This window comes from Pseudaminobacter salicylatoxidans (assembly GCF_003148475.1).
GTDB classification, from domain to species: domain Bacteria; phylum Pseudomonadota; class Alphaproteobacteria; order Rhizobiales; family Rhizobiaceae; genus Pseudaminobacter; species Pseudaminobacter salicylatoxidans.
Genome location: NZ_QGGG01000021.1, coordinates 52414 through 64731, shown reverse-complemented (window position 1 = coordinate 64731; position 12318 = coordinate 52414). Strand labels below are relative to the sequence as shown.

The window sequence follows — 12318 nt, the reverse complement described above, 5'->3', positions numbered from 1 at the left end:
CTCGGTCCGCATTTCGCTGATCACACTTGCCTGACCGGCGATCAGGCCTTCGGCATCCTCGATGCGTGTGTCGAGCAATACGATGTCGTAGGCCAGCGCCGCATTCTCGCTGACGCGTTCACCGCTCTCCTTCACGATCAGAGCCTTGGTGCGGCCGAATTCCTTGACGAAGCTCTGGCGCTCGACAATGTCTTCAATGTTGGCCGAGCCGGTATTGGCAGCGAGGAATTCGATGCGCTCACGCACTTCGTCCATCTGTCGATTATTTCGCTCGACAAGATCGCGGATTTCCTTGCTCAGATTGGCAACGATAACATCGATGTCCGTGTAAGGCTGATCCGGTGTCGTGACCGGCAACCAATCCGACCACAGGGTCGATCGATCCGACCGGGGGATATACCGCCCCCTGACGCCATAATCAGTTAGCGAGAATAGGTTCTGCGATATGAGGATCGCGCCTGCCTCGACGTTGTCCGTCCGGCCGGTATACACTCTGACAAGGTCAGCGCGCCTCCTGACTTCAAACTGCACCGCCTCGACGTCAACCTGATCCCCATCCCATTCAAGTCGAATTCCGGCGCGCCTCTTACCATCACCGCCGTCTATAACTGCGCCCTCCGCATACCAATCAATGATCGGCTGCGGCGTCGGGCGGATGATGCCGACCGGGCCATCAACCGGGACGCGATAGTCTGTGTCATCATCCCAGTCATAATCGGCCGGATCGATCTCGGTGACGTCGATCATCACGTCGAGATTGGCGCGGTCGATCACGCCATCGACGCGGAACAGCTTGTTGACGTAGCCGTTGCGCACGCTGGTCCACGACACCACGTCACCGGCTTCGAGGATCCAGTATTCGGGCGGCAGGACAAAGGTGTGCCGGCGGGCACGCTGCGCTTCTTCCAGCGCCGATTTCATCAGCCGCTGAACTTGGTCTGCATACGGCACGAAGTCGAATGAGACGTCCGCCATCAGGCGGCGGTTGCCGTCCTTGGCTTCAAGATCGGCGCGATAGATCGGCGGCGCGACCTTGACGTTCCAAGCCTCGGCCGGGTTCGGATGCTTGCCAGCGATGCCATTGATCGAATCCGCCAGCCCGAAGAACGGCGTGAAACTCTGCTCTTCGGTCGATATGACCACACCGTCGTCTATGCTGGCCACCGGCAGGCCGGGAGCGCCGACGAACACCTTGTAGACGCCACCCGCTTCCGACATGCGGCCTTGGCACGACGTCAGCAGCGCTTCTGAGGCATCACCCAGCGGTGCCGAAACCGCGATCTCGGCGCCGCTGCGATAGGTCGCCACATTGGCGCCGCCCGACTTGATGACGGCGCGGCACTTCTGGATTTGCGCTCGCCAATGGGCGGCGGGTAGGCGCGCGGTGGTGACGCCTTGCAACCCGTAAAGCCACTTGCCGCCATAGCTCAGACCGCGCCACAGATTGTAGAGCTGGACGGCCGGCAGGTGATCGCCATCGCCGCCCCATGTCGCAGGATCGGACCAGCGATGCGCGCCGGAGCCGCCCGCCGTGCTGTCCTTTGTGACGTCATAGAGCTTGAGGCCATAGACCTCGAACTTGAACTGCGGAAAGCCGGTGAACAGTTCCTCGTTGATCTGCGTCGTCACCACGATATAGGAGACGCCGTAACCGACGCGGGTGGACTGATAGGGCCGCTCGGCACTCGAAACCGTGTTGACGAGGAAGCTGTCCGCCACGGTCTGGGTGCCGTCGTAGAACTTCACCCACATGTGGTTGCCGCCGGGACCGGTCCAGTATTCCTTCACCGGATAGCCGCGGCTGCCGTAGCTGGTGTCGCTCCAGTCGATCGTGACTTTTTCGCCGTTGACCCACAGCCCGACGAGACTGTTGATCGGCAGGTCAGAGAGCGCAATCACCTGCGTCAGATAAGCGTTCGGGGTTTTCTTCTCGCTGCCCCATGTATTGGCGTAAACGAGCGAGCCTGCCGTGGCCGTGTAGCCAAGCGGAAAGGCGCGCGGCACGTCGCCACCGGACTGCAACTGGCCCTGAATGGTGAAGGACGGGCCTTCCGGCTTGCCGGCCAATGCCTGCGCGGCAAGGTTCAGACCGATGCCGACGGCAGCCTTGAGCAGCAGCGAGCCGATGCCGCCCGCCAGCATGGTCGATGACAACAGGCCGCCGATGCCAGCAACAGCGGCGCCAATAGCAGAAAAGATCATGTCGGAGTTCCGGCGCTAAAGCGCTTTCAGAAAGTTGGTTTCGGCCACGCGGTAGCCGCGTCGCAGGTAGAGCCGTGCAACGATCGGATCGGTCCCCATGCCGGCCATGCCCGCAAAGGCGCAGCTGCGGACCTTGGCCCATGCCTCGTAGCCGTCGAGCATCTGTACCGCCGCCTTGCCGCGATGGGCCGGGTCGATCCACCAGAGCGTTTCCTGTGCGAACCAGACCGGGCCGAACATATGCTCGAATGCCTTGGCCATCAGCACGCCCTGCGGCCGGTCCTCCGGCGCATAGACGAGACAGAGGCTGTTCGGATCGGCGCAGTGCTCCCTGAACATGCGTTCGGCGTAGGCCGCAACGAACGGGAAGGTGAAGCCGGTTGGGCCGGCGATATCGTCAAAGCCTGCACCGGCGCGTGAATCCTTCAGCAACTGAACGACGCGCAACCGGTCGCGCTCGACCGCCTCCCTGATCATCGCGAGCCGCCGCCTTCATAGGAAGCGCCGCCGCTGTCCCGGCCGGATGGCCTGGCGACGACGCCACCGGACGAGGCCCGTTTTGTCGGTATCTTGCCGCTGGCCTTGCCCCAGAAAAGTTCCTGTTCGCCGACCACAGCGACGTCCTGATAGAAATTGTCGGTCGGATGGCGCAGCTTCTGGCTTTCGTGGCTGCGCGTGTCCGGGTTGGAGCGGGTGATTTCCTGTGTGTGCGAAACCGCCGTCATCTCGACGCCGCCGTCTTCGCCTTCGGCCGGCGTCTTGATCTCGATCTGATCGATGAAGCCGACAAAGCGGCAGGCGGCCGGCGCCACGAGCTGGCGGGTGTCCGGATCGAACAGACCGCGATAGACCTCGACGCGCGCCTGTTTGCAGTCGTAGAGCCGCACCGCCTGCTCGACCAGATCGTCGATCTGCGACATGCGGATCGTGATCGACTGGACTGTGAGGTTCGCCACCAGCGGAATGTCGCTGACCTCGATCAGCGTACCGGATCCGTACCAGTCGTAGGTGCTGGTCAGGCCAGTGTCGGGGTTCACCACGGACGCAGCCACGTTGCCGACATCGGACCAGAAGCCGACGACCTGCGGGGCACCGGTGGCGCGATCACGCGCGACGATGCGCAGGAAGTCACGCGCGACCAGCGCACGCGCCTGCAACGCCGCGAAATTCGGGGCGGAAAGATTGCGGGTCATGTCTATACCAAATATCTGTGAATACAGGGTTTTCCGGTTTTGGCCGGGTCCGGGATGGCTCTAGCTTGGCGTGGGGGCACGATGGATTCGAATAGCAATGGATTGCATCTTCCCTCACGAGGTCGAAGCGCTGGAAATGCTGGCAGGTCTCAGGCCACGGACCTCGGACGCGTGGATCAAGCTCTGCCTGGAAAACCTCAGCCGCGAGGGCCTTTGCACCGAGGGGCCGAACTATCGGCTGACGCAGGCCGGTAAAGCCTACCTCACGCTGGTCAGCGGCTCTCTAGAGCCTGAAAGCTGATGCTGCCGCGTCCGGTCTGAAGGTCGGCAGTGCTGCTGACGCTGCCCGGAACGACTGTCATCAGGCAGGACGGACGGACAACAGTCACAGGGTCATTCACGGCCGTTTCCGGCCACAGCGGTGGTCTGATCTCGAATGCCCCTGTGACGCCTGTTCCGCCGGCTGCAGCAGCCTCCTGAATGCGATGGAGGTTGCGCGTGCCGATCTGGAGCATGTCGCCAACGCGCCACTGGAAGCCAGCCGGCAGGCCCTTGACGGTGATCGATTTGCGATTGGCGTTGATGGTGTTGATGGCCGCAGCACTGACTGTCCCCATGCCTGTGCCGTTGGGATAGGCCATCGGATAACAGCGGCTCAGCGATCGGGCCCGAAACTGCTGCAATCCGTTCTCCATAGCGTCCAGCCGCGCCCGCCACTCGTCGAGTTCATTCGGTCGCATGGAGCGAGACTGGAACGTGCCGCGCCACAGTGGCGAGCCGAAATCCTTCACCCGCGTGACGCCGTTCGCCTGCCGCGACTGCTCCTGACGCCACAGCAGGTCGAACTCGGTCGACCAGCCAGGGAAGCCTGCCAGCAGGTCGAAGGGATAGGAGATGGTCATGCCGGATGGACTCTCTCTGCACACGCTGCTTTGATGGGGCGGGGTTTAATTGGGAGGACTTGGACATGGCGCAGCCCGACAGCATCAACCTTCGGCGGTTGAGCTACGATTCCGACAATGAGTCGGCTCAATTCAGCTTCAATGGATGGCGAGGTGGGAAGCCGTTTAGCGTGTCCGGTGGTGTCAATGTTTTGACGCCAGGCGACCAGCAAGAGAGCCAGGTTCGTGAATTGTCCAAGGCGGCTATAGCCAAGCTACTGCGCGACCTAGCCGACACTTTGTGAATCGGCTTCCGCCCGCATCAATCGCGAGTTGAGATCGTTTGCCGCGAACTCAACCGATGCCAATCTGATTTCGAGGATATCGACGTTGGGTTGATCTGCCTTGGCGGCAATCGCCCGCTCCAGCGCGGCCAAGCGATCTTCTATTGTCTGACTTTTGCTCATGGTGCTCTCTTTCACAGCTTGTTAACCAGCCGATCGCAATATCGGCCCGCGTTGTGTATTGAGTACGTGTCTCAGGCAACATGCTGACGGGCGGCCCGCCGCTGCTCGTCAGTACCCCTTCAAACCCCCGGCACGCGCCGGCTGCGCGCGCTGCGGATCGTACTGATCACGTTCGCCTCGAACTCGCGTTTCTGCTTGTCCATTACCTGCGCCAGCCGCTCGACCGCAGCGACGTCAGCGCCGCGGGCGTCAATGACCGGCGCAAAGGTGATGGACGGCCCAGCCTGACTGGCTGGCGCCTGAAGGCGCGGCATCGTTGGGGCGCGAAACGACGCCAGCCCGCCATCCGCCAGCTTCAGCGCCTTGCCGCTGTTGATGGCGTCCAGCAATGGTCGGAACTGCTTCGTGGCCCTGGCATTGACGACATACTCGCCGTCGCTCAGGCGAGCCGGGATGCTGTCGCTGCGCGACGTGCCGGGGCCGCGAACATGGCCACCATCGGCCAGCCTCAATCCTGCCCACGGATCTCCGCCACCGCCCCCACCGCCGAGTAGACCAAGCAGGCCGGACAGAAAACCACCACCGCCACCGCCCATATTCTGGATCTTGAAAAGATTGTTCAGCACGTCATTGATGAGCGCATCGCCAATCTTTTTCAGTGTGTTGGCCAGCATGTCCCCGGCCGATTTGCCCTCAACGAAGCCGTCGATCAGATCGCGCGTGGCGTCCTTTGCAGTACTAAGCGCTTCCTCTGCCCGCTGCCGTATTTCATCTTGGCTTTCTGCGAGCTTGGCCGCCTCAACCGTGGCAAACGCATATTGTTGCGCCAGCCCTTCAATTTCGGCGCGAAGCTTGGGCGTGATCTCGACACCCGCCTTTTTTGCCGCGGTCAGAAGGTCATGTTCGGATCGTGCCTTGGCGACTGCATAACCGTAATCATCAACCAGAGGGTTGAGTTGCCGCTGCACTTCCGTCTCCGCGACCATCGCGGCAGTAGTGTCAGCAATGCGCTGCGCTAGACGCTCGTAGTCGTCCACGCGCTCCTTTTTCTTCTTGCCCTTACCCTCATCGGTGGAGTGACCTCCCAGCGAAAGCCGCTGGGGTGGATTGGCAACATTGCTCTCCAGTGTCGACAGGCTCTTTTCAAGGTCCTCGATGACCTTCTGCTGGAGATCGACCTGCTTTGTGAAAAGCGTCAGGGAATTACCCATCTGCTTATCGATAATCTTTTCGGCCAATTCGGGATCGCGCGTGCGACCTCGTACCTGTCCCTCGACTATCGCCCGAGCTAATTCGCGCTCAGACTTCGCACGCTCCAACGCCGTTTTCGCAGCGGCAATATCCACCTTAATCTTGTCACGCGTGGACTGCACCGCAGACTTGTTGGCATAGTCCAGATCGGCAATTTCCTGATTGAGAAGGACAATCGACTTGCGGTGCTCGCCTGCCGCAATGTCGGCCTGATCCTGACGCTGCGAAAGCACATAGAGCGCGCCGGCAGCCGCGCCGAGCAAGAGTCCCATCGGCCCAAGAGCCGCCGCGAAGCCGGTCGCTGTCAATGTACCGGCCCTCATTGCTGCCACCATCGCCAGCACTGAGGCGGTTGCAGTCGGTAAAGCCGCTACCATCCCGCCAATCGCTCGTCCCGTCAGTGCGGAAATGATGACGGTCGAGAATTGCAAGGCAGTATCGGCAGCCGTATCGATATTGTCGGCAAGGAGGATGATATTTTCGGCCAGCTTTGCAGAAGTCTGCGAGGCCTGGTCCATGCCGCCGACATATTGCAGGAAAGCATCTTTCAACAGCTGGACGGCATCGCCGACTGTCGCCGGCATCGAGTCGGCTTCGGCCCGCAACTTCTCCAATTGTGAAGTGACGCCGTACATCTCCTTCGTCGTGATCTTGCCTTCTTTGCCCAGACGGGTCAGGGCGCTCCGGTTCACGCCCATAGAGTCGGCCAGCGCAGTGGCGAGCCGGTCGCCCGACTGCATGACCGTGTTCAAGTTCTGGCCGGAGAGCTTTCCCAACGCCATCGCCTTTGACCAGGCATCCATGACGCTTTCCGCTTTTTGCCCCTTGGTTGCAGAAATTACCAGGGCGTTGTTCAGCGTCTCGACCAAATCGAGCTGCTGCGTAGTGCTATACCCCATCTCCTTGAGTGCGGTGGCGTTCGACAGCCAGCCTTCCGCCGTCTGCTCCAGCCCGGAATACGTGCGGCGCGCCATGTCCGAAAGTCGGATCATCACAGCCTCGCCGCTCTCCATCGAGCCAGCGGCCAAGTCCACGCGGGACTTTAACTCCGACCAAATATCGGCAAGGCGGATAAGCTCGGCAGTGCCGAAAGCAGCAGTGACGCCTCCGATCAGATTTTTGAACGAACCTGTCCCGATACCGCTCAATCGCGCATCGATCCGCTTGGCCATCTGGTCGAACTGCTTTTCAACCTTGCGCGTCGTCGAGCCGGTATCGCCTTCAAGCTTTTTGAGAACGCGCAGCATCTGACGGTTGTCCGCCGAGATTGACAGCACAAGTTGTTCAAGGTCAGTTGCCATAGCGTCTAACTCGGTGGAGGGATTGGGATGAAGTTGATCGCGGGCATTGTCGCCAGCTTGATCTTGGCTCAAGCCGGGGTCGCACAGGCGGAATCTTCTTCGCTAAAATCGCTTCAGCACGCAAAGGCGCTTTGCAAATTTTTCGATACGAATGGGCTTTCGACACAACCTTGCGCGATTGCCTCGGGCCACAATATCAAAGTCTGGATGAACACAAGCAGCACCGAGGCCAGAGGCTTCTGTCCGATTATCTCGAAGACAACCAGGGATGCGAAATACGAACTTTCGGGATGGAAGCTGCATATCTTCTCCCCATACAGCGGGAGCAATTCTATAGCGTTCTGCAATCTCTAGAGCGGGATCACCCATACCGCTCCAGCAGCTTCGCCATTTCGTCTTCGCTCGGCGCTTCAACCTCTTTCGGATCGCGATGCATGTCGTTGAATGCGTCCACGGCGTCGAAAAACTCCGAGAGGGTGGCGGCCCAGAACTCCGGTGGCCGCCAGCCCATCGGGCCGATTGCCGATTTCAGCCAGTCGCGGAACGGGAAGGGCTTGTCTTCGTCGCCGCCTTGCCTTCCTCGACGGCCTCGGCTTTTCCCTCGTCTTCGCCGATATGGTGCATCAGAGCTGCGGTGAAGGCGTTCTTGCAGGCGGCGAAGTCGGTCAGCCGCAATTCCTGCGCGGCCTGGCCAGCATCGCCTTTCACGGTCAGATGCTGGATCGCCGCCATGGTCGCGGCCACCTCGGCACCAAGAAGGCGCTGATAAAGGTCTACGAACGACTTGCAATCCAGCGCGGTGGAAACCGCTGCAAGCCGGCCGATCTCGCAGGCAATCACGAGATCGACGGTGCCCACGCGCAGGGCGACTTCGCCCCGCGCGCCGTTGACAGGAAGGCTGCTCATGCCGCCACCACATCAGCCGTACCGCCCGACGTAGCCGAAGCGCTGCCGGTGCTGTTCGTGGCCGTGACGGTAACCGAGATGGTCGAGCCGACATCGCCTGCGACAGGCGTATAGGCGTCGGTAGTCGCGCCCGAGATATTGGCGCCGTCCTTCTTCCACTGGAAGGTGAAGACCGGGTTGCCGGTCCATTCGCCGGGGTAGGCTTTGAGTTCGGAACCTTCCTCGGCAATACCCGCGATCGACGGCAGCAGCGAGTTGACCGGCGTGACGGCCTCAGCAGTGAAGGAAAGCGGACCGGCGGCCGAGAACGTGGCCGAAAACTCCATGTTTCCCTCCATCTCGCCGGTGAACTCGAAATCCGAGACCATCCACGAGCCTTCATAGGTCCCTTCGCCGGGAACGACGACCTGTGCTTCGAACACCGTGCCGTTGCGGACGTTCGTCATCAGAACGGCTTGGGTGGCGCCGCTGACGAATGCGCCCGAACCGTTGAAGGATCGATTGACGATGCCCGGTTCTGCGGTCTTCTGAACCGCTGCGCCGGGGTTGTTGCAGTCCGGAATCGTCGTGTCGACCTCGTTGGCCGAGAGGTTGAACGAACGGGTTTTCATGCCGCACAGGTTGGCGAACGTGGCGGGTGCGGTCTTGATCTTGATAAGCAAAAGCCGGCCGGGATGCTGGGCCATGGTGGTATCCTTTCGGTGATGGATGCCTTGCCGAAGGGCGGTGGAGGCGTCAGGCGTTTGACTGGACGATTGCCCGGAACTCGACGACGCCGTGGCCGGTTAGCTCGTCGCGGTCGTAGAAGATGCGATCACCGCGATGATCGAGCGTCACAAGCTGATTGCTCGGCAGCGCCAGCGGGTAGCCATGCAGGGCGCGGCCGACCTCGTAGGCGATAGCACGGGCATCCTGCAGCGGATCCATGCCGTCGCGCGTCCAGACATGGACGTTCAGCGTGATCTCTTCGGCGGTGATGCAGGTCGCGTCGTCGCGAACGCCGAACGTGTCGAAGTTGGCGATGTGCGGAAAAGCGGCGTCTTCTGGCGCGCGATACCAGACCCGATTACCGACCAGCGCCGTGACGTTCGCTGCCTTCAGCAGCCTGTCGCGGGCGAACAGGACCAGTTCTCTTGCAGGTGAGGCCATGGCTATTTCTTCTGCGCCCTGCGCACAGCGCGGTTGATGGCGTTGGCGACCTTGCGCCTGATGCGCTTCTGATGCTGGCGGTAGGTCGGGAAGATGTGGGGTTGCTTCTCCATCTTCCCAGACGACTTCCCGGTCTTTTTGACGGTGCGATCGGCGGTCCCGTATTCCAGCCAACGCCACAAGAAACTGGCGAAGATGCCGGTCGCGTTCTTGTCCTTGGTCTGACGCAGGCCGAACACCGCAGCGCCGGGGTTGTCGCTGAGCCTGCCACCCCGGATGCTGGAGCGGTAATCGCCGGTCTCACCGATCGGCGCGCGCTGCTCGATTGCCTCAGCCAGTTCCTCGGCAGCCTCAAGCTGCGCCTTGGCCGCCTCCTGGTCGATGTCAGGGGCAAGATCGCGCAGTCGCCTTGCCAGCTTCTCACGTCCGACAAATTTGGCCCGGATCGCCATCAGGTGGCCACGCCGTGCTCGACGAGCATTTCCAGCTTCAGCCGGCGCCCGTCAGGATCGAACAGGGAGCGGATATTGAAGGTGCGGGCAGCGTTGTCCGCGTCGACCAGCCGCCAGCCAGCCGTGATCTTTCGCGTGTCCTCGCTCTGCCAGATCGTGACGATATAGGCCTGGATGCCTTGCAGCCGGCCGGCCAGCACCTGCTCACCGCCGGTCTTCGGCTCGAATGCGGCCAGAACGGTGAACTGCGTTTCCCACTTGCCGCCGCCCGGAACGGGATGGCCCAGTTCGTCGAGGGCGTCGACCGTCTTCTGACAATGGACACGGATGGTCATGTTGCCGGTGCGCGCCATCATGCACCTCGACGATGATTGCTGAGCAGTGCATCGACACTCATGGGGATCGTCGTTGTGATGGTGCCGGTGACCACGGCATCACGATTGACGAACCAGTGACCGATCAGCATCAGCATGGCATGCTGCACGCTCTCGGGAACCGCGCCGCCATAGACGGCCGTCAGGGTGATCCGGGAGCCTAAGCGGATACGGGGCCACGTCTGACCGGACTTGATCGAGATCGACGGCTCCAGCCCGTCCTTTTGCTCCTGATAGACCGCATCATCGAGGACCTGCGCAGCGCCGGACGCGTCGACATATCCGATGGTCGTGACCGATTTCAGCGGGCCTTCAGATAGGCGGGCGAAATCGGCGAAGCTGTCACACTGCGACGAGATGGTTTGCTCCGCCCATCGGGCATTGCAGTATTCCTCCGCATGCGCGCGCGCCGCCTTGATCAGCCGGTTGAGCAGCGTGTCGAAATGCGTCTCGCCCGGCAAGATGCCGCATTGCACCTGTGCATCGGCCAACGTCACCGGCTCGGCGGCCGGCGCGGCTAAGACGGTCGACGGATACCACATGGTCAACCGCGCTTTTCCGGGGCCGGCGTCTTCACGGCGCGTTCGACCTTCGGCGCGGCAACCGGTACGGCATATCCCGCCTCGATCATGCGAACGGCTTCCGCTTCAGTAAAGCGTTCGGTTTCTTCGTTTGCCGATACGGTGAAGTCCGTTCCGGCAAAGGACGTCAGCATCCTGATTTTCATTGGGAACACTCCTCACTTCTTCGGTTTTGAGTGCGGGCGACCGGAGCCGCCCGCCTTGCAAAGCCGAACTTACGTGGCGGCGGTGATGAGGTGCTTGACGGCTGCGGTATCGCCCAGTTCGCCGTCGAAACGGATCAGGCCGGCGATGCCGAGGTCCGGCCAGAAGCGCTCGCGCAGCACTCCGATGACGGGCGAGCCGACCTTGCGGACGAAGTACTTGCCGAAGTCGCCGAACAGCATGACCTTCTTGGCCGCCGCAAGGCTGTCCATCGCCTGGTTGATGGAATAGCGGTAGCCGAGGATGGTGCCGGGAACGCCGTTCTGCACGTCGCCGGCCGACCAGATGTAGCGGTTCTCCGCATCCTTCAGCTTGCGCAGCGCCGCAAGGGTGCCGTCATTGAACATGAAGCGCACCTTTGGCGAGGTCCGGTAAGCCGGGTCCACGGAATGCACGAGGTCGATGATCTCGTCATAGGTGATCGCGGCCACCGCAGTTGCGGTCTTGCCAAGGCTGGACGCCGTGACGACGCCGTTCGGATCAGTCGTGCCGGCGCCAACGGTCAGTTCCTTATTGGCGATGCGGCCGAGACGTTCACCGAGCAATCCGCCAAGCAACGCCTCCATATTGAAGATGCTGTCCTGCGCCAGCTCCATCGAGAAGCGGACGAACTCGGTGTCGTAGACGTAGGCGTCGAGCGACTTCTGCCCGAAGGTGACGTCCTTACCGCCGTCATCGGTGAGCGCCGTGCCTTCGGTGTGCTTGCCGGCAGTCACCGCCGTGTCATCGACCGTCGGGATCTTGATCGGATTGCCGCTCGCCGTGGTCATGACGGTGCAGATGTCCTCATCGTACATCGGCCCCCATGCCTTCATCGACTTGATGATTTCGTTGGCAAGCTCGGTCGGAACCGTGTAGCCGCCGGAGGCTGGCATGCCGGTGACCTGAGCGCGGAACTCGGCCTTGGCCTGCACGCCGGCCCTGAGCACCGAACGCTCCTCGCTGGAAAGTTCGGTCGGATCGCCACCGCAGGCGATGAACCTGTGGAAGACCTGACGGTATTCCAGAGCCTCACCCTCGTCCTGACCGCGCGCTTCACCATCGCCGGGATTGGGACGCTTCTTCGCGCGTTCCTCGGCCGCCGCGTCATCGATGCGCTTCTGCGCAGCCGCCATGCGCTGCTCCCGCGCGATCTGGACCTCGACCTTGTCGAAGTCAGCCATGATGTCGTCATGGCGCTTTTCGAGTTCCGCAGCGCGGGCCTCGTCGGTATTCTTCTTGATCTCGTCCAGGGCAGAGCGGGCGTCGGCTACGAGCTTTTCCCGCTTCTCGATCAGTTCCTTGAGCATGATGATCTCCCATGTGCTCAACGTCGAAAGGCCCGCTCGAAAGCAGGCGGTGGAGACGGGAAGCGGGA

18 protein-coding genes are annotated in these 12318 nt (G+C 61.6%); 3 read left to right on the top strand and 15 right to left on the bottom strand.

What is annotated here, in order from left to right:
• The 3 genes from C7441_RS21660 to C7441_RS21650 form a co-directional block, all read right to left on the bottom strand.
• On the bottom strand, window positions 1–2202 hold a 2202-nt coding region (locus tag C7441_RS21660), incomplete at its 3' end, for a phage tail protein (protein ID WP_109614638.1).
• Window positions 2203–2217: 15 nt separating this feature from the next.
• Window positions 2218–2679: a GNAT family N-acetyltransferase gene (locus C7441_RS21655; RefSeq protein WP_109614637.1), complete on the bottom strand. Its 462-nt coding sequence runs from the start codon at window positions 2677–2679 to the stop codon at window positions 2218–2220.
• Window positions 2676–3395 (bottom strand): hypothetical protein, encoded by a 720-nt coding sequence (locus C7441_RS21650; protein ID WP_244916224.1) that lies wholly within the window; start codon window positions 3393–3395, stop codon window positions 2676–2678. Before C7441_RS21650 ends, C7441_RS21655 begins: the two co-directional genes overlap by 4 nt.
• Before the next feature lie 97 nt (window positions 3396–3492).
• On the opposite strand from C7441_RS21650, the gene C7441_RS21645 reads away from it, so the two are divergent.
• On the top strand, window positions 3493–3696 hold the full coding sequence (locus tag C7441_RS21645; RefSeq protein ID WP_109614636.1) for a hypothetical protein: 204 nt from the start codon (window positions 3493–3495) through the stop codon (window positions 3694–3696).
• Here the strand turns inward: C7441_RS21645 and C7441_RS21640 are convergent.
• Complete coding sequence (locus C7441_RS21640) at window positions 3668–4297, bottom strand: hypothetical protein (protein ID WP_109614635.1); 630 nt, start codon at window positions 4295–4297, stop codon at window positions 3668–3670. The genes C7441_RS21645 and C7441_RS21640 overlap by 29 nt on opposite strands.
• A gap of 65 nt (window positions 4298–4362) precedes the next feature.
• On the opposite strand from C7441_RS21640, the gene C7441_RS21635 reads away from it, so the two are divergent.
• The gene (locus tag C7441_RS21635; RefSeq protein WP_146201550.1) at window positions 4363–4581 is read left to right on the top strand and encodes a hypothetical protein; all 219 of its coding nucleotides are present in this window, start codon (window positions 4363–4365) and stop codon (window positions 4579–4581) included.
• On the opposite strand, the gene C7441_RS21630 is transcribed toward C7441_RS21635, so the two are convergent.
• The gene (locus C7441_RS21630) at window positions 4564–4743 is read right to left on the bottom strand and encodes a hypothetical protein (protein WP_146201549.1); all 180 of its coding nucleotides are present in this window, start codon (window positions 4741–4743) and stop codon (window positions 4564–4566) included. The two genes, C7441_RS21635 and C7441_RS21630, sit on opposite strands and share 18 nt — an antisense overlap.
• Before the next feature lie 119 nt (window positions 4744–4862).
• Window positions 4863–7295 carry a tape measure protein gene (locus C7441_RS21625; RefSeq protein ID WP_109614632.1) on the bottom strand — a complete coding sequence of 811 codons (2433 nt, stop codon included), beginning with the start codon at window positions 7293–7295 and terminating at the stop codon, window positions 4863–4865.
• Window positions 7296–7322: 27 nt separating this feature from the next.
• Between C7441_RS21625 and C7441_RS21620 the strand changes: the two genes are divergently transcribed.
• Entirely contained in the window at window positions 7323–7649 is a 327-nt protein-coding gene (locus tag C7441_RS21620; RefSeq protein ID WP_109614631.1) for a hypothetical protein, read from the top strand.
• Window positions 7650–7656: 7 nt separating this feature from the next.
• Here the strand turns inward: C7441_RS21620 and C7441_RS21615 are convergent, their stop codons facing one another.
• The 9 genes from C7441_RS21615 to C7441_RS21575 form a co-directional block, all read right to left on the bottom strand.
• The gene (locus C7441_RS21615; protein WP_109614630.1) at window positions 7657–7806 is read right to left on the bottom strand and encodes a phage tail assembly chaperone; all 150 of its coding nucleotides are present in this window, start codon (window positions 7804–7806) and stop codon (window positions 7657–7659) included.
• A 17-nt stretch (window positions 7807–7823) separates the two neighbouring features.
• Complete coding sequence (locus tag C7441_RS21610; protein ID WP_109614629.1) at window positions 7824–8201, bottom strand: hypothetical protein; 378 nt, start codon at window positions 8199–8201, stop codon at window positions 7824–7826.
• Entirely contained in the window at window positions 8198–8887 is a 690-nt protein-coding gene (locus C7441_RS21605; RefSeq protein WP_109614628.1) for a phage tail tube protein, read from the bottom strand. Before C7441_RS21605 ends, C7441_RS21610 begins: the two co-directional genes overlap by 4 nt.
• A 49-nt stretch (window positions 8888–8936) precedes the next feature.
• Window positions 8937–9350, bottom strand: a complete 414-nt coding sequence (locus tag C7441_RS21600) for a DUF3168 domain-containing protein (protein ID WP_109614627.1) — start codon at window positions 9348–9350, stop codon at window positions 8937–8939.
• Window positions 9351–9352: 2 nt separating this feature from the next.
• Window positions 9353–9802, bottom strand: a complete 450-nt coding sequence (locus tag C7441_RS21595; RefSeq protein ID WP_109614626.1) for an HK97-gp10 family putative phage morphogenesis protein — start codon at window positions 9800–9802, stop codon at window positions 9353–9355.
• Window positions 9802–10155, bottom strand: a complete 354-nt coding sequence (locus C7441_RS21590; RefSeq protein WP_170125223.1) for a head-tail adaptor protein — start codon at window positions 10153–10155, stop codon at window positions 9802–9804. Before C7441_RS21590 ends, C7441_RS21595 begins: the two co-directional genes overlap by 1 nt.
• Window positions 10155–10718: a head-tail connector protein gene (locus C7441_RS21585; RefSeq protein WP_109614624.1), complete on the bottom strand. Its 564-nt coding sequence runs from the start codon at window positions 10716–10718 to the stop codon at window positions 10155–10157. Before C7441_RS21585 ends, C7441_RS21590 begins: the two co-directional genes overlap by 1 nt.
• Before the next feature lie 2 nt (window positions 10719–10720).
• Window positions 10721–10903: a hypothetical protein gene (locus C7441_RS21580; RefSeq protein WP_109614623.1), complete on the bottom strand. Its 183-nt coding sequence runs from the start codon at window positions 10901–10903 to the stop codon at window positions 10721–10723.
• Window positions 10904–10972: 69 nt separating this feature from the next.
• The gene (locus tag C7441_RS21575; RefSeq protein ID WP_244916223.1) at window positions 10973–12250 is read right to left on the bottom strand and encodes a phage major capsid protein; all 1278 of its coding nucleotides are present in this window, start codon (window positions 12248–12250) and stop codon (window positions 10973–10975) included.
• Between the last annotated feature and the right edge of the window lie 68 nt (window positions 12251–12318).